Origin of the sequence: Sphingomonas ginkgonis (assembly GCF_003970925.1) — a bacterium.
Classification (GTDB): domain Bacteria; phylum Pseudomonadota; class Alphaproteobacteria; order Sphingomonadales; family Sphingomonadaceae; genus Sphingomicrobium; species Sphingomicrobium ginkgonis.
The window spans coordinates 1,914,603-1,936,124 of record NZ_RWJF01000001.1 but is presented as its reverse complement, the minus strand read 5'-3'; the positions used below and the strand labels follow the sequence as shown (position 1 = coordinate 1,936,124).

Sequence of the window (21,522 nt, the reverse complement as noted above, 5' to 3'; positions counted from 1 at the left end):
GCGTCAGGCCGGCGGCCGCGACAGCCGGGCCGCCAGCTCGACGTGGGTCGACCAGCGGAACTGGCCGACCGGACGTATCCAGTCGAGCCGATAGCCGCCCGCCACCAGGGTCGCCGCGTCGCGGGCGAAGGTTGCGGGATTGCAACTCACATAGGCGATCGCCGGCACCGCCGAGCGGGCCAGCGCGGCGACCTGCTCGGCCGCCCCGGCCCGCGGCGGGTCGAGCACGACCGCGTCGAACCGGTCGAGCTCCTCCGGGCCGAGCGGGCGGCGGTAGAGGTCGCGGTGGTCGGCGGCAATCGCACCATCGGCGCGCTTCAGCGCCAGGACGGCGTCGCGCCCCGCCTCGGCGGCATAGACCTGCCCCGGCAGGGACAGCGCGAAGGTGCCCAGCCCGGCGAACAGGTCGGCGGTCCGGCGCGGGTCGCCAACCGCCTCGCGCACCGCGGCGACCAGCGCGGCCTCGCCGTCGCGCGTCGCCTGGAGGAAGGCGCCAGGCGGCAGCGGGACCGGTCGGCCCGACAGGCTGACCGTTGTGGGACCCGGCTCGTAGCGGACCTCAGGACCGAGCCCACCGTCGAGCGCCAGCCGGGCAAGCCCGTTGGCCTCGGCAAAGGCGGTGAGCGCCTCGGCGGCGGCGAGGCCTTCCGCCTCGACCCCGGCGATCAGCAGGTCGATACCCTGGTCGGCGAGCGTCATCCGCACCTCCGCCCCGCGGCGAGGCGCGAGCAGCGTCGCCAGCAGGCGGCGCAGCGGCGCGACCAGCGCGAACAGCTCGGGCGCGAGGACGTGGCATTCGCGCATGTCGACGATGCGGTGCGAACGCTCCTCGTTGAAGCCGATCGCGACACCCTGGCCCGTGCGGAGCGCCCGAAGCGATGCCCGGCGCCGGGTGCGTGGCGGCGACAGGTGCGGATCGCGGACGGTCGCCGCCATCCCCTGTTGCGCAAGCGCCCCTTCGATCCGCGCGACGAGGTAGGAACGATAGGCTTCGTCGTCGACATGCTGGAGCTGGCACCCCCCGCAGGCCGGGAAGTGGCGGCACGGCGGCGTCTGGTGGTGCGGGCCGGGCTCGACCGATCCGTCGGCCAGCAGGCGGTCGCCCGGCGCGGCGAGCGCCGCGTGGCGGCCGGTTGCGGTCACGCCGTCGCCCCGCGCCGCGATGCGCAGGATCGTCTCGGAGTCGCTCACAGGACGAGCGGGATGGCGGCGGCGAGATCGTCGGCGATCATCCCCGGGCCGGCCTGCTCGGCGGCGCGGCCATGGATCCATACCGCCGCACAGGCCGCGTCGAAGGCCTCCAGCCCGCGCGCGCGCATCGCGGCGCAGATCCCGGCGAGCACGTCGCCGGTGCCGGCGCTGGCCAGCCAGGCGGGGCTCGGCGGGGCGAAGCCGAGCCGCCCGTCGGGCGCCGCGACGAGCGTGTCGGGACCCTTGTAGACGACCACCGCGCCCGACCGCCGCGCCGCCGCGAGCGCGCGCTCCGCCTTGTTCCCCTCGAGTTTGCCGAACAGCGCCTCGAACTCGCCCTCGTGCGGGGTGACGATCGCGTCCTGACCCTTGAGACGCTCCGGCTCGCCGATCGCCCGGATCGCGTCCGCGTCGATGACCTTGGGCGCGTGGGCGGTCAGCGCGAGGGTGAGGATCTGCGGCAGGTCGCCCATGCCGGGGCCGACCAGGATGCAGCCGATCCGCGGGTCGGCGAGCGTCGCCGTGTCGGTCTGCACCACCGCCGCGGGCAGATGGTCGATCCGGAGCGAGGTCGAGACCCGGACATAGCCGGCGCCGGCGCGAGCGGCGGCGGTGCAGGATAGCGCGATCGCCCCCGGCATCTTGCCGGCGAGCGCATGGACCAGCCCCCGGCTGAACTTGTGGCCGGCGGGGTCGAGCGGCGGCAGCGCGGGACGGCCGATCTCGTGCCAGCGGTGGTCCGCCTCGACGCCGATGTCGGCCAGCACGACGCGGCCCATCCGCGCGAGCGACGGCATCAGCCGGTGGGCCGGTTTCAGCGCCCCGAAAGCCAATGTCAGATCCGCTGCCGGCACCGATGACAGGCACTCGCCGCTGTCGGCCGCCACCCCGCTCGGAAGGTCCGCCGCCACGGTGAGTTGGGCAGCACCCGACAGGGCAAGAAGCCGTTCGAATACAGCTGGTTCAAGCCCGCGCTTGAGGCCGGTCCCGAACAGGCAATCGATCAGCAACGGAGCCGGCTCCGCCGTGGCGAAGGGTTCAACCGGCCCATCCCAGCGCGCCCGCGCGCGTCGCGCCGCCTCGGTCGCCGGCTCGGCCAGCGCCGCGACCCGGACCGCGAGGCCGCGTTCCGCGAGATGGCGAGCGGCGACATAGCCGTCCCCGCCATTGTTGCCCGGACCGCAGACCAGCAGCGTGGGCGTCCGCCCGGCGAAGCGGATCGCTGCCTCGGCGAGGCTGGCGCCGGCCCGCTCCATCAGCGTGTCGACGCTGGTGCCGGAAGCGATCGCCTGCGCTTCGGCCGCGCGCATCGCGGCGGCGGTGAGGATCGGTCTCGTCATCGCGCGGCCCTTAGCGCAGGAAGGTCGCGAGGTGCCACCATTGGGGCGGGCAGGCCGCGGCGGCCCGGTCGCGCGCCGCCTCGTCCGCGAACAGCCCGAAGCAGGTCGCGCCCGAGCCCGACATGCGCGCGAGATCGACGCCGTCCTGCTCCAGCAGCCAGTCGAGCACCGTGCCGATCTCGGGCACCAGCCTGTGCGCGGACGGCTCGAGATCGTTGCGCCCGGCGCGCCAGTCGCCGAGCGGGCCGCGGTCGACCCCGTCCCAGCCGGCGAACACCGGGCCGGTGGCGAGCGGGACGCGCGGGTTGACCAGCAGGACGGGGGTGCCGGCCAGGCCGTCGAGCTGAACCGGGCGAAGCTCGTCCCCTCCCCCCTCGCCGCGCGCGGTCAGGCTGAGCAGGCAGGCGGGCACATCGCTTCCCAGCCCGGGCGCGACCGCGGTGGCGTGGGCGGGATCGATCCGCCACAAGGCCGTTAAAAGCCGCAGCGCCGCCGCCGCGTCGGCCGAGCCGCCGCCGATCCCCGAGGCGACCGGCAGCCTCTTGTCGAGCTGAAGCGCGGCGCCTGCGCTCGTCCCGGACCGCTTGCGCAGCGCCCGGGCGGCGCGGAGCACGAGATTGTCCTCCCCGTCGTCGAGCGCGGCGGCGAATGGCCCGGTGACGGTCAGCAACAGATCGTCCGCGGGCGCCGCGCTGAGCCGGTCGCCGTCGGTGCAAAAGGCGAACAGCGTCTCGAGCCGGTGCCGGCCGTCGGCCAACCGGCCCCGCACATGAAGCGCGAGGTTGAGCTTGGCGGCGGCGATGTCGACAGCGGGCTTCCTCAAGGGGCGACGGTGGCCCCGGTCAGCCCGGCGTCGAGCTTGGCCCGGATCCGCCCCGCGTCCTTGGACTCCGCGGTGACCAGCGCCGCCGCCCAGGCATAACGCGCCTCGTAGCGGCGGCCGGCGGTGAACAGCGCGTCGCCGAGATGCTCGCGGATCTCCGACTGCGACGGATCGGCCGCGGCCGCCTTCTCCAGCGTGGCGATCGCCTCGTTCACCCGCCCACGCTTGAACTGCATCCAGCCGAGCGAGTCGGTGATCGAGGCGTCCTGCGGGGCGAGCGTGCTGGCGCGACGGATCAGGCTTTCCGCTTCCTCGAGCTGCTCGCCCTTCTCCAGCTTGGCATAGCCGAGATAGTTGAGCAGCAACGGCTGGTCGGGCGACTGGCGGAGCGCCTGCTCGAGCGTGGCGCGCCCCGCGGGCCATTGCCCTGCCTGGTCGAGCGAGCTTCCCTGCAGCAGCCGAAGCTGCCACTCCGCCGGTCCTGGGCCGCCCGCCGCGACCAGCGCCACCGCGCGGCCGTAGGCCCCCGCCGCGTCGCCGTTCCGGTTCATCGCCGCATAGACGTCGCCGAGCCGCGACCAGTCGTCGGCGCTGGCGTCGCGGGCTCGCGCGGCGGGGTCGGCCAGGGCCAGCGCCTCCCGGGTCCGGTCCGAGCGAATCAGGCTACGGACCGCCGCGTCGCGCGCCTCGCTGGCGAACAGGTCGGAAGCGGGGACCGCGCGGAACGCCGCCAGCGCCGCGTCGGTCTGGCCGTCCGCGTCGAGCAGCAATCCGGTCAGCACCGGAAGCTCACCATCGGCCGGGTCGGCGAATCGCGCGAGTTGCGCCAGCGACAGCGCCAGGCTGCGGCTCTCGCCCCCGTTCAGCGCCAGCGAAAGGGCGGCGAGGATCTGCGCGAAGCCCCGCGCGGACGTGTGGACCGCGACGCTGTCGAGCCGCCCCGAGGCAAGCTGGGCACGGGCACGGGCGAGCAGTTGGTCGTTCCCGCCCAGCATCTCCTGCGCGCGCGGCTGGTCGCGAAGACGGGCGAAGCCTTGCGCCATCGCCAGCCGGACCCGGTCCTCGCGCCCACCGCCGGCGGCGATCGCGCGGCGGGCAAAGGGGTCGGCCTCGCCCCCCCGCCCGAGCTTCAGGAGAATGAGCGCGCGGTGTTCGGCGAGCAGCGGCGCGGCAGCGCTTGCGGGTGGCACCGCGGCGAGGGTCTGGATGGCGCCTGCATCACCCCGCTCGGCCTGCTGCCAGGCTCCGATCAGGGGCGCCAGGAAGCCCAGCTCGATCTCGCCATCCTTGTAACGGAGAAGCTCGAGCGCGCGTGCGCCGTCGCCGCGCTTCAGAGCGTCGGTGACCAGCAGCAACCGGGCGTCCGCTCCGAGGCTCGCCAGCGGACGCTGGGCCGCCAGGCGGAGCGCCTGCTCGGGCATTCCGGCGCGAATGTTTTCGCTGATCGCATCGCGCGCGAGCATCGCGTTGCCCGGATCCAGTGCGAGCAGCGCCACGTAGCGCCGCGCGGCCTCGCCATGATCGCCGGTCAGGCTCGCTGCCCGAGCGGCGACATAGCCCGACAGCGCGCTCCCGAGCGGCGGGCGGACGAGAGTCCGCGCGGTGGCCGGCGAGGCGGCCGCGCCGCTCAGAAGCAATGCGAGGAAGAGGCGCTTACATGTTGGGATAATTCGGTCCTCCCCCGCCTTCCGGCGTCACCCAGTCGATGTTCTGGGTGGGATCCTTGATGTCGCACGTCTTGCAGTGCACGCAGTTCTGCGCGTTGATCTGCAGCCGGGGAGCGCCATTCTCCTCCACATATTCGTAAACGCCCGCCGGGCAGTAGCGCTGCTCGGGTCCGTCGAATTGCGGCAAGTTAATCCGGGTCGGGACGGTCGGGTCCTTGAGCACGAGGTGGACCGGCTGGTCCTCCTCGTGATTGGTGTTGGACAGGAACACCGAGGACAGCCGGTCGAAGCTGATCACCCCGTCGGGCTTCGGATAGGCGATCAGCGCCGCATGGTCGCGGCGGGTGAGCGTCGTGTGATCGGCATGATGCCTGAGCTCGAACGGCAGGCCGATCTTGAGGCTGCGCATCCACATGTCGGTGCCTGCGACCAGCGTGCCGAGCGTCGCGCCGAACTTGCTGACCGCCGGCTCGGCGTTCTTGACCAGCTTCAATTCGTCGCCGATCCAGCCGTTGCGCACCGCCGGCTCATAGTCGGCCAGCACGTCGCTCTGCCGGTTCGCCGCGAGCGCCGCCGCGATGCTCTCGGCCGCCAGCATCCCGCTCTTCATCGCGGTATGGCTGCCCTTGATCCGCGGCACGTTGACGAAGCCCGCCGAGCAGCCGATCAGCGCGCCGCCCGGGAAGGCGAGCGTCGGAATGGACTGCCAGCCGCCCTCGTTGATCGCCCGCGCCCCGTAGGACACGCGCCGTCCGCCCTCGAGCAGCGGCCGGATCGCGGGGTGCTGCTTCCACCGCTGCATCTCCTCGAACGGGGAGAGGTGCGGGTTGGCGTAGGACAAGGCGACGACAAAGCCGATCGACACCTGGCCATTGTCCTGGTGGTAGATCCACCCGCCGCCCCACGCATCGTCGAGCGGCCAGCCCTGGGTGTGGATGACCTTGCCCGGCTCGTGCTTGGCCGGATCGATGTCCCACAACTCCTTGACGCCAAGGCCGTAGACCTGCGGCTGGCAGTTCGCCTCGAGGTCGAACTGGCGCTTGAGCTGCTTGGTCAGCGAGCCGCGCGCGCCTTCCGCGAACAGTGTGTACTTGGCGTGCAGCTCCATCCCGGGCTGGTAGTCGTCGCGGTGCGAGCCGTCGCGGGCGATGCCCATCGCGCCGGTCGCGACGCCCTTCACCGACCCGTCCTCGTGGTAGAGCACCTCGGCGGCCGGGAAGCCGGGGAAGATCTCGACCCCCAGCTCCTCCGCCTTGCCCGCCAGCCAGCGGCACAGATTGCCCAGGCTGCCGGTGAAATTGCCTTTGTTCTCGAGGAACTTGGGCATCATGATGTGGGGAAGGTTGAACTTCTTCCCCTTGGTCAGAACCCAGTGGTGGTTGCTGGTGACGGGCACGCGGGCGAGCAGGCAGCTGCCGTCCTCGCGCCAATCAGGGAGCAGCTCGTCGAGCGCCTTGGGATCGACCACCGCGCCGGACAGGATGTGCGCGCCGATCTCGCTGCCCTTCTCGAGGATGCAGACCGAGATTTCGCGGCCCGCCTCGGCGGCGAGCTGTTTCAGCCGGATCGACGCCGCCAGACCCGCCGGACCGCCGCCGACGATGACCACGTCATATTCCATCGACTCGCGGTCGCTCATGCCTCTCATCCCCTCACTTCGTCTTAAGTGCGGCCATTCAACGACTTGACCCAGCCGTCAATGGTGAGAGAGATTCCGGGGCATGGGTGGGGAAGGATTGACGCTGTCGCGCGACGAGGCGGCCAGCCTGCTGGGCTGGTGGCTGGAGGCGGGCGTCGACTGTCTGGTCGACGAGGCGCCGCGGCAGTGGTTGAAGGCGCCGGCGCGCGTGCCGGCGACCAACGTCGAGCAACCCACTCCGGCGCGGCCGGCCCTAGCCAGCCCGCCCCCGCCCGCCGCGACCGACCCGCTCCCGCCAACACTCGAGGCATTCCACGCCTGGATCGGCGCAACCGAGGACCTGCCGCTCGCCAGCCCGGGAGCACGGCGTGCGCTTCCGCACGGGCCCGCGCAGGCGGAGATCATGATCGTCGCCGACGCCCCCGACGACGGCGACGAGAGTCGGCCGGTGACCGGCGACAGCTTCGCGCTGATGACCCGCATGCTGAAGGCGATCGGAGTCAGTGCCGAGGACGCCTATGTCGCCGCCCTCTCCTGCTATCCGCTGGTCGGGCGCAAGCTCGACACCGGCGCCGCCGCGCGCTGCCGCGACCTCATCCTCCACCAGGTCGAACTGGTCGGCCCGAAGCGGCTGATCCTGTTCGGCGACGGGCCGGCGCGGGCCCTGACCGGCGCCCCGGTAGCGCAGGCGCGGGGCAAGATCCACCGAATCAAGGGCGTTCAGGCCGTTGTTACCTTCCACCCGCGATGGCTGCTCAAGCGGCCGGCGGACAAGGCGCGGGCCTGGGCCGACCTCCTTCTGCTCATGGGTGAACCGACTTGATCAGCCTGTTGCTCGCCGCCACCGTCCTCCAGTCGGATCCGCTGGCGCCGCTGCCGGAGACGCCCCCGGCCGCGAAAGCCGCGCCGACGACTCCGCCGATCCTCCACAAGCCACTCCGCGCCGTGCCCGTCGTCCGCAAGCCCGCGGCGCTGCCGCCGGCGGAGTCCACCCCGCCCGCCGACGCGCCCGCCGGCATCGACGCGCAGCTGTCGTCGGCCCCGCCGCAGGTGGTGGCGCCGGTGCCGCCGCCGCCCCCTGTTCGGGTGGTGGTCGTGCCGAAGGACTGGAAGGGCGTGTTCGTCGCGCTCCGCCAGGGCGACTGGGCGAGCGCACAGGCGGGCATCGCCGCGCTTCCACCCTCCCCGCTCACCCTGACCGCCAGGGCGGAACTCGCGCTCGCCAAGAACTCGCCGCGGACGGAGCTCGGGCCGCTGATGGACCTGCTGCTGCAAGGTCCGGAGATGCCGCAGGCAGCGCAGGTGGCAAAGCTCGCGCAGCTTCGGGGCGCCGACGACCTGCCGCCGATCCAGGCCGAGTATCGCCCGGTGCTGCTCGGCTCCGCGCCCAAGCGGACCCGCGCCAAGGGCGTGATCGGCGAGCCTGCTGCCGACGCGCTCCGGCTGCTGCTCGACCCGCTGGTCAAGGTTGACGACTATTACAACGCCGAGCAGGCCTACAACGCGGCGATGCCGACGCTCAGCTACGAGGCTCGGGCCGAGGCGTCGCAGCGGATCGCCTGGATCTACTATGTCATCGGTCAGGATGCGCAGGCCAAGCGCGTCGCCGACGCCGGGCGCTACGGGGCGACCGGCGAGTGGGGCGTGCAGGCGGCCTGGGTGTCCGGACTGGCGTCATGGCGTCAGAACGACTGCAACAGCGCGAGCCTCGCCTTCCGCGACGTCGCCAGGCTCTCGACCGACCGCGAGATGGCGGCGGCGGGCAGCTACTGGGCGTCCCGCAGCGAGATGGCGTGCCGCCGGCCGCAGGCGGTCGAAGGACTGCTGAAGAGCGCGGCAGCGAGCAGCGAGAGCTTTTACGGCCTCGTCGCCCGGCGCACGCTCGGCATGGCGACGAATCTCTCGCCCTCGACTAGCCAGTCGAACGCCCGGGTCGACAACCTGCCCAACGTTCAGCGCGCCGTGCTGCTCGCGGGCATGGGCGAATATTCGCTGGCCGAGGCCCATCTCCGCCACCAGGCGATGATCGGCAGCCCGGCCGACCAGCCGGCGCTGATCGCCGTCGCCAAGCGGCTCAACCTCCCCGGTGCGCAGTTCTGGCTTGCCCATTTCGGCATCCCGGGCGCGCAGGTCTCGCCCGCCGACCGCTTCCCGGTGCCGAACTGGTCGCCCGCCGGCGGCTGGCGGATCGATCCGGCGCTCGCCTTCGCCCACGCCCGGCAGGAGACCAACTTCCGCTACGACGCGGTGAGCCCGGCCAACGCGGTCGGCCTGATGCAGGTGCTGCCGAGCACCGCGGCGCTGCTCGCCCGGCGGCGCGGCGGGAGCGTCGGCAATCTCTACGATCCCGCCACCAACATCGAGTTCGGGCAGAGCTGGATCGAATATATGCGGACCCACTCGGCGACCGGCGGGCAGCTGCCCAAGGTCATCGCCAGCTACAATGCCGGGCCGCTCCCGGTGGCGCGCTGGGCGGTCAACGACAAGGGCGACCCGCTGCTGTGGATGGAGAGCGTGCCCTACTGGGAGACCCGCTACTATGTTCCCGCGGTGATGCGGAACATGTGGGTCTACCAGGGTCTCGAGGGATCGCCGACCCCGAGCCTGACCGCCGTCGCCGAACACAAGTGGCCGGACTTCCCCAACCATCGGTGAAGATCCGGTTGAGAATGTTCCCTGTTTGTTCTAGCTTTGCTCGATGGCCGTCGAGTCGAGATCGGGACGGGGAGCCACGCGCAATGGCGGGCCGACCCGCTTCAACCTCCAGCAGAAGCTGATCGAGGGCGACTGGCTCGACAGCGTCGAGGCCCTCGACGGGGTGGCGCCGCGGCGGACCACGGTGACGATCGAGAAGCCGCGCTCGATTCTCACCCGCAACGCCTCGCCCGACATCGGCTTCGACCGCTCGGTGAACCCCTACCGGGGCTGCGAGCATGGCTGCATCTACTGCTTCGCACGGCCGACGCACGCCTATCACGACCTCTCGCCCGGGCTGGACTTCGAAAGCCGGCTGTTCGCCAAGCCTGACGCCGCAAAGCTGCTCCACTCGACCCTCTCGCGCCCGGGCTACGACGTCGCGCCGATCGCGCTCGGGACCAATACCGATCCCTATCAGCCGATCGAGGAACGCTGGTCGATCACCCGCTCGATCCTCGAAGTGCTGGTCGAGACCAGGCACCCGTTCACCATCACGACCAAGAGCAGCCGCGTGCTGCGCGACCTCGACCTCATCGCCCCGGCCGCCCATCAGGGGCTCGCGGCGGTCGCGATCTCGGTCACTTCGCTCGACCCCGCCGTGTCGCGCACGCTTGAGCCGCGCGCGCCCGCCGCGCGCAAGCGGCTGGAGGCGCTGAAGATCCTCGGCGAGGCCGGCGTGCCGACCCTGATCGCGATCGCGCCGGTCATTCCGCAGATCACCGACCATGAGCTGGAGGCGATTGTCGCCGCCGGGGTGGAGGCCAATGTGCGCGGCGGCTTCTATCTGCCGGTCCGCCTCCCGCACGAGGTCGCGCCGCTGTTCCGCGCCTGGCTCGACGAACATTACCCCGACCGCGCCGGCAAGGTGATGAGCGTCATCCAGCAGATGCGTGGCGGGCGCGACAATGATCCGGGCTTCTTCAGCCGGATGCGCGGCCAGGGCCCCTGGGCCGACCTGCTGAAGACCCGGTTCGAGAAGGCGGCGGCGCGCTACCGGCTCCGGGCGGAGAAGCCGGTGCTCCGCCGCGACCTGTTCAGCCCGCCCGACGGAGCCCAGATGCGGCTGCTGTGAAAATCGACGAACGGGAGATGACAGCGCGCGGACCGGTCTTTACGCCCCCTGCCCCATGCGTATCAGCCTTGCCCTCCTGCTCGCCGCCGCAATCGCCGCGCCGCTTGCCGCCCAGCCCGCTCCGACCCTGCCGCCGACCCCGCCGGTGGTGCCGCCGCAGGTCGCCGCGCTACGCGACGCGGCGCTGCAGGACCATTATGCCTGGGACATCACCGAGGGTCTGACGACCGAGATCGGCCAGCGCCAGGCCGGAACGGCGGCGGAAGCCCGCGCCCGCGACTGGGCGGTCGCCAAGCTCCGCGCGATGGGCTTCGCCAACATCCGGGTCGAGCCCTTTTCCATGCCCGTCTGGGTCCGCGGCCAGGAAAGCGCCGAGATCCTCGCTCCTTACCCCCAGCGGCTGGTCGTCGCCGCGCTCGGCAACAGCGGCTCGACCGAGCCCGACGGGATCACCGGCGAGGTGGTCGGCTTCAATTCGCTGTCCGAGCTCGAGCAGGCCCCGGCCAGCGCGGTGCGGGGCAAGATCGTGTTCGTCCGGCACGACATGCCCGCCAACCAGGACGGCTCGGGCTACGGCTATTTCGGCGGCCCGCGGCGCCAGGGGCCGAGCGTCGCCTCAGCCAAGGGCGCCATCGCGATCGTCATCCGCTCGATCGGCACCGACCACCACCGCAACCCGCACGTCGGCACCCAGAGCTTCGTCGCCGGGGTCCGCCCGATCCCGGCCGGCGCGCTGACCGTTCCCGACGCCGAGCAGTTGAAGCGGGTGCTGGCCCGCGGCAAGCCGGTGACGATGCACCTGACCCTCGTCTCGCAGCAGCTGCAGGACCAGTCGGGCAATGTCATCGCCGAGGTGCCTGGGCGCGATCCCCGGCTTCCGCCGGTGCTGGTCGGCGGCCATCTCGACAGTTGGGATCTCGGCACCGGGGCGATCGACGACGCCTCCGGCGTGGCGATCGCGGCGGCCTCGGCCAAGCGGATCATGGATGCCGGGCGGCCGCTGCGGACGATCCGGATCGTCTGGTTCGGCGCGGAGGAGCCCGGCCTGTTTGGCGGCACCGCCTACCAGAAGGCGCATGGCACCGAGCCGCACTACGTCATGGCCGAGAGCGACTTCGGCGCCGATCGCATTTGGAAGCTCAACAGCAAGCTCGGCCCGGCGCGCAAGGCGGAAGCCCAGCTGCTGCAGGAGGCGCTCGCGCCGCTCGGGATCGTTCCCGGCAAGCTCGACGAGGCGGAAGGCTCGGACATCGGCGGGATGATCGATGCCGGCCAGCCCGGGGTCGGACTGAGCCAGGACGGCACCCGCTACTTCGACATCCATCACACGCCCGACGACACGCTGGACAAGATCGATCCGGAGCAGCTGCGGCAGAATGTCGCGGCCTGGACGGCGATGCTGGCGGTGCTCGCCGGACCGATCGAGGCACCAACTGCCCGTCGGCGGCGTTGAGCGCGGAAAACCAGGAGGAACAAGCCATGCGCAAGCTCATCATTGCTACCGTCGTCCTCGCCGGCACCCTGTCGGCCTGCAGCGTCGAAAAGGACGAGGGCAACGGCACCACCACCGTCTCCTTCAACCAGGACAAGGCGGCGAACGAGGCGGACAAGCTCGGCGACGCGGCGACCAACGCCGCCAACGAGGCCGCCAACCGCGCCGGCCCGGCCCTCAAGGATGCCGGCAACGCCATTTCCAACGCGGCCGACAAGGCGGGCGATTCGATCAGCAATGCCGCCGACCGGACCAAGAACGTGAGCGTCGACGTCCACACCAATGATCGCGACAGCGACACGCGTCACAGCACCACGACCACGACGACCACCACCACCAACAAGCAGTAGGCTGGCGGACGCGCTGCTCCCCTGCTAGGCGCACCAGCCTCGGGGAGTAGCGCAGTCTGGTAGCGCATCTGCTTTGGGAGCAGAGGGTCGCAGGTTCGAATCCTGTCTCCCCGACCATCGATCCGCCTGTTGTGAACGTCCGGGTGGGCGTTCGTGGCGGATCGAACCCAGCGCGTGGCGCGGCGCCGCTGACCCTTCTTCCCGCAGCCGCATTGCGGACCCGCCCCGCCACCGCTAACCGGGCTGCCGGGGCCTGTAGCTCAATGGTAGAGCCAGCCGCTCATAACGGCCAGGTTGGGGGTTCGAATCCCTCCGGGCCCACCACCCTCGCCGATGCGGCTAGGCGAGCGGCAGGCTGAGCACGAAGCGCTGCGGCTCGATCGCCAGCGCGCCGCCGGCGAGCCCGGCGAGGCCGCGGAGCAGGCGGAGCGAGAAGCCGAAGCCGAGCGACCCGTCCTGGTCCGAGACGATGGCAAAGCTCGGGTCGAGCAGCTCGGTTTCCCCCGCGAACAACGTCTGCCGCGGCCGGGTCAGGACGACGAGGAACCGGCCCGCTTCCGGGTTGGCCGACACCGCGATCTGCTCGCCCGGCGTGGCTGTCGCCAGAACCGCCTCGGCGAAGCGGCCGACCAGCCGCCGCGCCAGCTCGCCATCGAGGCCGAGCAGCGGGTCGGCGGACGGTGCGCCGATCACCAGCGCCGGGTCTTGCTGCGCGATGCGGCGCAACTCGGGCTCGATCGCCGACCAGCGCGCATGTTCCTGCGTCGCCCGCCCCGACTGGAGCTTGGCGGCGAGGTCAAGGTCGTCGACCGCGTCGAGCAGGCGACGGGCCTGGCGGACGATTTCGGACGCCCGCTCGCGATAACCGCGGTGGGCCGGCCCGAGATATTGGCCGTCGATGATCTCGGCGAAGCCAATGATCGCATTCAGCGGCGTGCGGATCTCGTGAACCAGCTCGCGGAGGCTGTCGCTGTCGCGCGGCAGTGCGGGCGGGGTGCGGAGCGCGGTCGCGGCCGGCGGCAGCACCGAGCCCTCGCGCCGGGCGATGCCGCGGTAGCCGGCGAAGCGGCCGGTCCCCGGCTCGAAGGCGGGAACGCCGCTCACCCGCCACCGCCCGCCCAGCGCGGGCACTTCGCTCAGCTGCAGCTCGACGTCTCGGAACGGCAGCCGGGCGGCCAGTGCCCGCGCTGCCTCGCCAGTGTCGCCGGGCTGCGCCAGCAGCTGCCCGATCAGCGCGCCGCGCGGCTCGCAATCGACCCAGTCGATCGCCAGCGAAGTGCCGGTCTCCCAGCGGAACAGCGCGGGCGCATTCGGCACCTCGACCGGAGCCGGTGCGGGCGACGCGGGCTCGGCAAGCTCTTCCGTCAGCTCGAGCGTCGAATAGGTCGGCGGCGGTGGTCCAACCTCCGCCGCGCGGTCCTGACGGACGCGCTCGATCCGGTCGATGATCTCGCTGATCGAAGGCTTTTCACCAGGTTCGCCGGTCGTCGGGGTGAGAAGCGCCGGCCGCTCGTTAGGGCCAGGCTCCTCGCGCATGAAGGGCAGGCTCAGCAGCCCGGGCCGCGCGGCCTCAACCAGGGCGCGGCTTTCCGCCGAAATCTGCCCGGCGACGAGCGACCAGCCGGCCGCGTCGAGCTCGGCCGCCATCAGCACCGGCGCCGAGACCAGGGGCCGGTCGGCGGCGAAGGCGGCGACGAGCTCGGCCGGCAGCTCGGGGCCGGCCACGGCACGCGCCGCCGCGGCCCGCAGTGGCTCCGGCACCTCGTCGCGGAACTGGTCGATGCGGGTCATCGCCGCGGCCATCAGCGCGGGGTCCGCCTCTCCGCGGCTGCGCGCGATCAGCTCAACGAGCTGGCGCCATTGCACCGCCCGGGCGCGCGCATCGAAGGCGGCCGTGCTGAGCACCGTTGATAGTCGGTCGTCGAAACGCAACAACGGACCCTTTCGTGAGAACCCCCTGTCCAAACTCGCCTATGTAGCGATGGCCGCGACTGGCACAGTAACTAACCGTTAACCATCCCAAACGGGGACAGAATTAACAAAAAGGGCGCCGACTTGCGCCGACGCCCCCATTGCCTTGAAGCAGCCCCGCGATCAGGCGGCGCGGTTCGCCCACAGCTGCCAGTATTTGGCGAGATCCGCAGTCGGCCCCGTAACCGCCGCGAAGGCGGCCTGCGCGCCGGCCTTGTCGCCGCTCTGCGCCAGCGCGATCCCAAGCCGCAGGTTGGCGACGTTCTTGTCGACATCCGGCTTGGTCAGCGCCCGCCGGTACAGCGTCGCCGCCTTGCCGTAATCGCCATACCCGAAATAGGCGTCGGCGGTGTTTAGCAGCGGACGGCCCGATGCCGCCGCAGCGGCGCGGGTTTCGAGCCCGGGCAGCGAAGCCTTGTCGGTGGTCACCCGCCCCTGCGCCGAGGTCAGCAGCGAGCGGATGGCGGCGTTGCCGCGGTTGATCTTGCCTTTGGCATAACCGTCGTTGATCACCGCGACGGTCTCGCCCGGGAGCCCGCGATCGGTCGCGAGCTGGGCATAGCCGGCATATTCATTCTCGCTGTCGAGCACCCCGGCGGCGCGGCGGAGGCGATAGAGGTCCAGCTTGTCGGATGCACTCGCGGGCGAGAGCTGCTCGAAGATGCGCAGCGAGTCCCGCCAGCTGTCGGTGCTCGGATAGGCCTTGACCCAGTCGTAGGCGAGCGCGCTGGCGGTCGGCAGCTTGCCGTTGTAGGCGAAGGCGATCCCGCGCTTGTACCACTCCTGCGGAACCGGCTGCCCGGCGGCGGTGCGGACCGCCATCGCGCGCTGCAGCGTCGCGATCGCCTGCGCCGGCTGGCCCTGCGCGTTGCGGGTCTCGGCCAGCACCAGGTAGACGTCGGTGTTGTTGGGGTTCGACTGGGTCAGCCGCTCCAGCACGGGCGCGGCGGCCGCATAATTCTTGGCGTTGTAGAGCGACTGGGCGATCGCCAGGTCGAACTGGTCCAGCTGCGCCGGCGTCCCCGCCCCGCTCGCCCGCATCGTCGCGACAGCCGAGGCGGCGGTGCTGAAATCGTTCTGGTCAACCGCGGCCTTGAGCTGCATCTGCGCGATCAGATAGCGGTCGTTCGAAGTCTTGGCCTTGGCGTTGGCGGCGGCGATCAAGCCGGGCACCGCGGCATAGTTCTTGGCATTGACCGCCGTCTGCAGCGCGATGAGGCTCGGCCGCACCTGATCCGAGACCGGGACGGGCTTGGTCGGGGCGGCTGCCGCGGCAGGGGCGGTCTGGGCCGTGGCAGGCGCGCTCGCCAGGGTCAGCGCGCCGCTGGCCAGCAGGGTCGCGAAGCCAAGCTTCTTCAAGGACATACTTCTCTCCTGTTCTCCGGTGGGGGCCGGGTGTCGCGACGGGCCCATACAGGCGTTCGCGACAAGCTGCCAGCGCCTCTGACGTCAGGCTCGTGAACGCCGTTTGAACCGTCCGGCTGCAGCGGCCTCGCCGTGACCAGGCGATTTTTCCCCGTTTCGCCCCGGCTCACCGGTCTCTCGCCCGCACGGGCACGCGCACGCACACGGGGTGGTATCCGGCAAGCCTTCTTGCTAGGCCGTCGGTGCGCCGGCAATCGCCGGATTCGCGCGTTTCCATCGACCTAGCGAGTAGAACAACTTGGCCACCACTCCACCGGCCGACGACCGCGCCGACACACCCGGCGGGAGCGACATTGCCCCCATCTCCATCGTCGAGGAGATGAAGACCAGCTATCTCGACTATGCGATGAGCGTCATCGTCAGCCGCGCGCTGCCGGACGTTCGCGACGGGCTGAAGCCCGTTCATCGCCGCATCCTCTTCTCGGCGAACGAGAACGGCTTCTTCTACAACCGCCCCTATCGCAAGTCGGCCCGCATCGTCGGCGACGTCATCGGTAAATATCACCCGCACGGCGACACCGCGATCTACGACGCGCTTGCGCGGATGACGCAGGACTGGTCGATGCGGGTCCCGCTGATCGACGGCCAGGGCAACTTCGGCTCGATGGACCCCGATCCGCCCGCGGCGATGCGCTACACCGAGGCGCGCCTTGCCAAAGCGGCGAGCTTCCTGCTCGGTGACCTCGACAAGGACACGGTCAACTTTCAGCCCAACTATGACGCCAGCGAGCGCGAGCCGCAGGTGCTCCCGGCGCGCTTTCCCAACCTGCTGGTCAACGGCGCAGGCGGGATCGCGGTCGGCATGGCGACCAACATTCCGCCGCACAACCTCGGCGAGGTGCTGTCGGCCTGCAAGGCGTTCATCGACGATCCGGCGATCACCACCGAAGGGTTGATGGAGCATGTGAAGGGGCCGGACTTCCCGACCGGCGCCATCATCCTCGGCACCGCCGGCATCCGCAGCGCCTATACCAGCGGGCGCGGCTCGATCGTGCTGCGCAGCCGCTACAAGGTCGAGGAAGGCCGCGGCGACCGCCGCTCGATCGTGTTGACCGAGATCCCCTACCAGCAGGGCAAGAACGCGCTGGTCGAGAAGATCGCCGAGGCGGCCAAGGACAAGCGCGTCGAGGGCGTCAGCGACATCCGCGACGAGTCCAACCGCGAGGGCGTGCGGATCGTCATCGACCTGAAGCGCGACGCGACCCCCGACGTGGTGCTCAACCAGCTGTGGAGGCACACCCCGGCGCAGGGTTCGTTCCCGGCCAACATGCTGGCGATCCGCGGCGGCCGGCCCGAGACGCTCACGCTGCGCGACATCATCGAGAGCTTCGTCAAGTTCCGCGAGGAGGTGATCACCCGCCGCGCGAAGTTCGAGCTCGCCAAGGCCCGCGACCGGGCCCACATCCTGCTCGGCCTCGTCGTCGCGGTCACCAATCTCGACGAAGTGGTGCGGATCATCCGCGGTTCGGCGAGCCCGGCGGATGCGCGCGAGAAGCTGCTCGCCCGCGAATGGCCGGGCGACGAGATCCGCCCCTACATCCGCCTCGTCGAGGCGATCGAGCCGCAGGCGGCGGGCGAGACATATCGCCTCAGCGAGGCGCAGGTGAAGGCGATCCTCGACCTCCGCCTCCACCGCCTCACCGCACTCGGCCGCGACGAGATCGGCACCGAGCTCGAGGGCCTCGCCAGGAGCATCGCCGAGCTGCTCGAGATCCTCTCCAACCGCGTCCGCCTTTACCAGGTGATGCGCGAGGAGTTCGACGAGGTGGAGCGCGAGTTCGCCACGCCGCGCGTCACCGAGCTCGCCGCCGCCGCCGACGGGATCGACGACGAAGACCTGATCGAGCGCGAGGAGATGGTCGTCACCGTCACCTTGACCGGCTACATCAAGCGCACCCCGCTTGCCCTGTTCCGCGAGCAGAAGCGCGGCGGCAAGGGCCGCTCGGGGATGAGCACCAAGGACGAGGACGCGATCACGAGCCTGTTCGTGACCTCGACCCACAACCCGGTCCTGTTCTTCTCCAACCTCGGCAAGGTCTACCGCATGAAGGTGTGGCGCCTGCCCGAGGGCGGGCCCAACGCCCGCGGCCGGCCGATGATCAACCTGCTGCCGCTCGCGGCCGGCGAGGTCATCACCACCGTGCTCCCGCTGCCGGAGGACGAGGAGAGCTGGAGCGACCTCCACATCATGTTCGCGACCGCGCATGGCACGGTCCGCCGCAACAGCATGGACGCGTTCCGCAACATCCCGACCGCCGGCAAGATCGCGATGCGCTTCTCCGCCGGCGAGGGCGAGGAGGATGACGCAACCGACCGGCTGATCAGCGTCGGCCTCTTGACCGAGGAGGACGACGTCCTCCTCGCGACCCGCAAGGGAAAGGCGATCCGCTTCATGGCCAGCGACGTGCGCGAGTTCCAGAGCCGCACCTCGACCGGTGTGCGCGGCATCCGCCTGCTCGGCGACGACCATGTCATCTCCATGTCGATCCTGCATCGCGCCGGCACCAGCCAGGAGGAGAAGGAAGCCTATCTCCGTTTCGCCCCCTGGAAGGGCGAGCGCGAGGGCGAATGCACCATCTCCGCCGACCGGATCGCCGAGATGGCCGAGCTCGAGCAGTTCATCCTGACGGTGACCGAGAACGGCTATGGCAAGCGCACCAGCGCCTACGAGTATCGCCGCACCGGGCGCGGCGGCCAGGGCATCACCAACATCGACACCTCGGCCCGCAACGGCTGCGTGGTGGCGAGCTTCCCGGTCCGCTCGGGCGAGCAGATCATGCTGGTGACCGACCAGGCCAAGCTCATCCGCACCACCGTCGGCGACATCCGCATCGCCGGTCGCAACACGATGGGCGTCACCATCTTCCGCGTCGCCCAGAACGAGCATGTCGTCTCGGTCGCCAAGATCGACGAGAGCGAGGAAGACGAGGTCGAGACCGCGTCCACCGGCGAGCTGGCGCACGACGACGGCGCCTCGACCGGCGAGCAGGAACTGGACAAGCCGGTCGACCCGGGGATGAGCTCGGGCGACTGATCGCAACCGGCAGTGCGCAGCGGGAACGGCCCCGCCGCGCACCGCGTTGCTTTTGGGAGAATACCCAAGGAGAACGTTAGAATGCCGATCCCCAACAATGCGCTGGTCCTGGTTGTCGACGGCCGCAAGACCCTCTTCTTTCGCAATCATGGGGACGAGAATCAGATCGACCTTCGCACCGAGGCGCACGACGAGCGCGAGGACCGCAAGGACGGCGACATCAAGACCGACGCGCCGGGCAGCGCCCAAGGATCGGCCGGGACCGGTCATTCCTCCTATGAGGAGACCGACTTCCACCAGCAGGAGGAAGACCGCTGGGTGAAGGACGCCGCGGACGAGTTGTGCAAGCGGGCGCTCAGGAACGACTTCGACCATCTCTGCATCGTCGCCCCGCCCAAGGCGCTGGGCGTGCTCCGCAAGGCGCTCCACAAGGAGGTCGAGAAACGGTTGATCTGCACCATCAACAAAGAGATGAGCGGCCGCCCGATCCCCGACATCGAGCGGCTGATCGAGAGCGAGACCGCGGCCAAGGCACCCGCCGAGGTCTAGGCGAAGAGGTCTACGACCTCTGCATCGGGCGCGATCGCTTCCAGCAGGAGCGCCCGGTGACAGCCATGCGGCTGTCGCTCGAAGCAGAGCAGCGCGCTCGGTTTCTCCGCCGCCAGCTCCAGCATCTGCGCCCCCTGCGCGATCGCCTCCGGAAGCTCGAGCTGCCCGGCGTAGATCCGCCGCAGCTCCTCGTGCCGATTGGCCCGTGCCGCTGCCCGCCCCGCCGCCGGCGTGCCGAGCGCCCTCAGGTGGACATAGTCGATTCCATGCTCGGCCAGCGCGGTGCGGAGCGGAGTCTTGGAGAAGCCGGGACGCCTCGACAGCGGCAGCGCGCGGATGTCGATCACTTGCTCGACTCCTGCCGCCTCCAGTGCGGCGACGAACTCCGCCATGGTGGTCGCCTCATAGCCGATGGTGAAGATGCGCATGGACTGGATTTAGGAGGCCGATCCCGCCAATGCGAGGCGCATGAGCTTCGACATTCATATCATCGGCGGCGGGCTCGCCGGGTCCGAGGCTGCGTGGCAGCTCGCCGAGGCCGGGCTCAGGGTCCGCCTCAGCGAGATGCGCGGCAATGCCGCCGGCGACACCACCCCGGCGCACGACGGCGACCGTCTGGCCGAGATGGTCTGCTCCAACAGCTTCCGCTCGGACGATGCGGAGAACAATGCCGTCGGGCTGCTCCACCGCGAGATGCGGGACTTGGATTCGCTGGTGATGGCCAAGGCGGACGAGCACCGCGTGCCCGCCGGCTCGGCGCTCGCCGTCGACCGCGAGGGCTTCGCCGCCGCGGTCACCGCAGCGATCGAGGCTAATCCGAACATCACCGTGATTCGCGAGCGGATCGACTCCCTCCCCGACCATCCGACGATCATCGCCACCGGACCGCTCACCGGCTCGGCGCTGGCCCAGGCGATCGCCGCCGAGACCGGCGCCGACGCCCTCGCCTTCTTCGACGCCATCGCCCCGATCGTCCATCGCGACAGCATCGACATGGACGTCTGCTGGATGGCCGCGCGCTGGGACAAGGGCGGCAAGGACTATATCAACTGTCCGCTCGACCGAGACCAGTACGCGGCCTTCGTCGCCGCGCTGAACGAGGGCGAGAAGACCGAGTTCAAGGAATGGGAGAAGGACACCCCTTATTTCGAGGGCTGCATGCCGGTCGAGGTCATGGCCGAGCGCGGTCCCGAGACGCTCCGCTACGGCCCGATGAAGGGGGTCGGCCTCGACAATCCGCGGACCGGCCGCTGGCCCTATGCCTGCGTCCAGCTGCGGCAGGACAATGCGCTCGGAACCCTGTGGAACATGGTCGGCTTCCAGACCAAGCTCCGCCATGCCGAGCAGGTCCGCATCTTCCGCACCATCCCGGGCCTTGAAAAGGCGGAGTTCGCGCGGCTCGGGGGGATCCACCGCAACAGCTTCATCCGCTCGCCCGAGCTGCTCGACCCCGCGCTGCGGCTAAAGTCGAAGCCGAACATCCGTTTCGCCGGGCAGATCACCGGCTGCGAAGGCTATGTCGAAAGCGCCGCGATCGGCCTGATCGCCGCGCGCTTCGCCGTTGCCGAGGCGCACGGCGAGACGCTGACACCGCCCCCGGCGGAAACCGCGCTCGGTGCGCTGCTCGGGCACATCACCGGCGGGGCGGCGGCCGAAACCTATCAGCCGATGAACGTCAACTTCGGGCTGATGCCGCCGCTGACCGGTCCCAAGTCGAAGAAGGCGGATCGCAAAAAGCTCTACACCGCCCGCGCCCGCGACGCCTTCGCGGCTTGGCGGGAAAGCGTCGCGCGGGTCGTCGAACCCGCCTAGCCGGCCTCGCTCATCGGCTCGTCGAACGGGATCGAGCGCATCATCGCCAGGATGAGTTCGCGGACCGGCGGCGCGGTGTCGCGCTCGAGTGCCTTCATGAGCTCGGACTGGCCCTCGAACCGCCCGCTGGTGATCCGCATCAGTCCCATCGACCAGCCCGGAAAGGCCCGCTTGTCGACGGTCCGGCGATCACGCACCACCAGGCTGCAGTGGCGGGGATCGCGCTGCAACCGCTCCTCCAAGTCGAGCACCGCCGTCTCGGCGCCCTCGATGATCTGCAGGAAGGCGGCGCCGTTGAACGCCAGCAGCCCGGTGATCCCGTCGAGCGGGTTGTTGGTGTGCGACTGGCGCATGATCTCGTCCAGCTCGTCCGGGCGGAAGCCGGGACTGGCCCAGCTGGTGTAAGCAAGCGAAAGCAGGTCCATCGCCGCGCAAAATGGTGGCAATGGACCGCGTCCGC

The 21,522-nt window shown here is 70.6% G+C and carries 17 protein-coding genes and 2 tRNA genes; 10 read left to right on the top strand and 9 right to left on the bottom strand.

The window, feature by feature from the left end; translation table 11 throughout:
* Positions 1-3: 3 nt before the first annotated feature.
* The 5 genes from HMF7854_RS09480 to HMF7854_RS09460 are packed head-to-tail and all read right to left on the bottom strand — an operon-like array spanning position 4 to position 6,660.
* Positions 4-1,191, bottom strand: a complete 1,188-nt coding sequence (locus HMF7854_RS09480) for a class I SAM-dependent RNA methyltransferase (protein ID WP_126718876.1) — start codon at positions 1,189-1,191, stop codon at positions 4-6.
* Entirely contained in the window at positions 1,188-2,531 is a 1,344-nt protein-coding gene (locus tag HMF7854_RS09475) for an NAD(P)H-hydrate dehydratase (protein WP_126718875.1), read from the bottom strand. Before HMF7854_RS09475 ends, HMF7854_RS09480 begins: the two co-directional genes overlap by 4 nt.
* 10 nt (positions 2,532-2,541) lie before the next feature.
* Positions 2,542-3,354, bottom strand: coding sequence for a 4-(cytidine 5'-diphospho)-2-C-methyl-D-erythritol kinase (locus HMF7854_RS09470; RefSeq protein ID WP_126718874.1), 813 nt, complete (start codon positions 3,352-3,354; stop codon positions 2,542-2,544).
* Positions 3,351-4,991: a tetratricopeptide repeat protein gene (locus tag HMF7854_RS15930; RefSeq protein ID WP_126718873.1), complete on the bottom strand. Its 1,641-nt coding sequence runs from the start codon at positions 4,989-4,991 to the stop codon at positions 3,351-3,353. Before HMF7854_RS15930 ends, HMF7854_RS09470 begins: the two co-directional genes overlap by 4 nt.
* A gap of 16 nt (positions 4,992-5,007) precedes the next feature.
* Entirely contained in the window at positions 5,008-6,660 is a 1,653-nt protein-coding gene (locus HMF7854_RS09460; RefSeq protein WP_126718872.1) for an electron transfer flavoprotein-ubiquinone oxidoreductase, read from the bottom strand.
* 82 nt (positions 6,661-6,742) lie between these two features.
* Between HMF7854_RS09460 and HMF7854_RS09455 the strand changes: the two genes are divergently transcribed.
* The 7 genes from HMF7854_RS09455 (at position 6,743) to HMF7854_RS09425 (ending at position 12,595) form a co-directional block, all read left to right on the top strand.
* Positions 6,743-7,483 carry a uracil-DNA glycosylase gene (locus HMF7854_RS09455; RefSeq protein ID WP_126718871.1) on the top strand — a complete coding sequence of 247 codons (741 nt, stop codon included), beginning with the start codon at positions 6,743-6,745 and terminating at the stop codon, positions 7,481-7,483.
* Positions 7,480-9,315: a lytic transglycosylase domain-containing protein gene (locus tag HMF7854_RS09450; protein ID WP_126718870.1), complete on the top strand. Its 1,836-nt coding sequence runs from the start codon at positions 7,480-7,482 to the stop codon at positions 9,313-9,315. Before HMF7854_RS09455 ends, HMF7854_RS09450 begins: the two co-directional genes overlap by 4 nt.
* A gap of 43 nt (positions 9,316-9,358) precedes the next feature.
* A complete protein-coding gene (locus HMF7854_RS09445) occupies positions 9,359-10,429 on the top strand; it encodes a PA0069 family radical SAM protein (protein ID WP_126718869.1) in 1,071 nt (356 codons plus the stop codon).
* A 55-nt stretch (positions 10,430-10,484) separates the two neighbouring features.
* On the top strand, positions 10,485-11,882 hold the full coding sequence (locus HMF7854_RS09440) for a M28 family peptidase (RefSeq protein WP_126718868.1): 1,398 nt from the start codon (positions 10,485-10,487) through the stop codon (positions 11,880-11,882).
* A 26-nt stretch (positions 11,883-11,908) separates the two neighbouring features.
* Entirely contained in the window at positions 11,909-12,271 is a 363-nt protein-coding gene (locus HMF7854_RS09435) for a hypothetical protein (protein ID WP_126718867.1), read from the top strand.
* A 40-nt stretch (positions 12,272-12,311) separates the two neighbouring features.
* Positions 12,312-12,388: transfer RNA gene (locus HMF7854_RS09430), tRNA-Pro, on the top strand.
* Between the two features lie 132 nt (positions 12,389-12,520).
* Positions 12,521-12,595, top strand: a tRNA-Ile gene (locus tag HMF7854_RS09425).
* A 15-nt stretch (positions 12,596-12,610) separates the two neighbouring features.
* Here HMF7854_RS09425 and HMF7854_RS09420 read toward each other — a convergent pair.
* Together HMF7854_RS09420 and HMF7854_RS09415 are read right to left on the bottom strand one after the other, a co-directional pair.
* Positions 12,611-14,203: a histidine kinase dimerization/phospho-acceptor domain-containing protein gene (locus HMF7854_RS09420; RefSeq protein ID WP_126718866.1), complete on the bottom strand. Its 1,593-nt coding sequence runs from the start codon at positions 14,201-14,203 to the stop codon at positions 12,611-12,613.
* A 162-nt stretch (positions 14,204-14,365) separates the two neighbouring features.
* On the bottom strand, positions 14,366-15,607 hold the full coding sequence (locus HMF7854_RS09415; RefSeq protein WP_148104700.1) for a tetratricopeptide repeat protein: 1,242 nt from the start codon (positions 15,605-15,607) through the stop codon (positions 14,366-14,368).
* A 298-nt stretch (positions 15,608-15,905) separates the two neighbouring features.
* Here HMF7854_RS09415 and gyrA point away from each other — a divergent pair, with 298 nt between their 5' ends.
* Positions 15,906-18,701 (top strand): DNA gyrase subunit A, encoded by a 2,796-nt coding sequence (gyrA, locus tag HMF7854_RS09410; protein ID WP_239016918.1) that lies wholly within the window; start codon positions 15,906-15,908, stop codon positions 18,699-18,701.
* Positions 18,702-18,782: 81 nt separating this feature from the next.
* Positions 18,783-19,250 (top strand): host attachment family protein, encoded by a 468-nt coding sequence (locus HMF7854_RS09405; RefSeq protein WP_126718864.1) that lies wholly within the window; start codon positions 18,783-18,785, stop codon positions 19,248-19,250.
* Here HMF7854_RS09405 and HMF7854_RS09400 read toward each other — a convergent pair.
* Positions 19,247-19,678, bottom strand: coding sequence for a DUF488 domain-containing protein (locus HMF7854_RS09400; RefSeq protein WP_126718863.1), 432 nt, complete (start codon positions 19,676-19,678; stop codon positions 19,247-19,249). The genes HMF7854_RS09405 and HMF7854_RS09400 overlap by 4 nt on opposite strands.
* 40 nt (positions 19,679-19,718) lie before the next feature.
* Between HMF7854_RS09400 and trmFO the strand changes: the two genes are divergently transcribed.
* Positions 19,719-21,062 (top strand): methylenetetrahydrofolate--tRNA-(uracil(54)-C(5))-methyltransferase (FADH(2)-oxidizing) TrmFO, encoded by a 1,344-nt coding sequence (trmFO, locus tag HMF7854_RS09395; RefSeq protein WP_126718862.1) that lies wholly within the window; start codon positions 19,719-19,721, stop codon positions 21,060-21,062.
* Here trmFO and HMF7854_RS09390 read toward each other — a convergent pair.
* Entirely contained in the window at positions 21,059-21,487 is a 429-nt protein-coding gene (locus HMF7854_RS09390) for a BLUF domain-containing protein (protein ID WP_126718861.1), read from the bottom strand. The two genes, trmFO and HMF7854_RS09390, sit on opposite strands and share 4 nt — an antisense overlap.
* Positions 21,488-21,522: the final 35 nt, after the last annotated feature.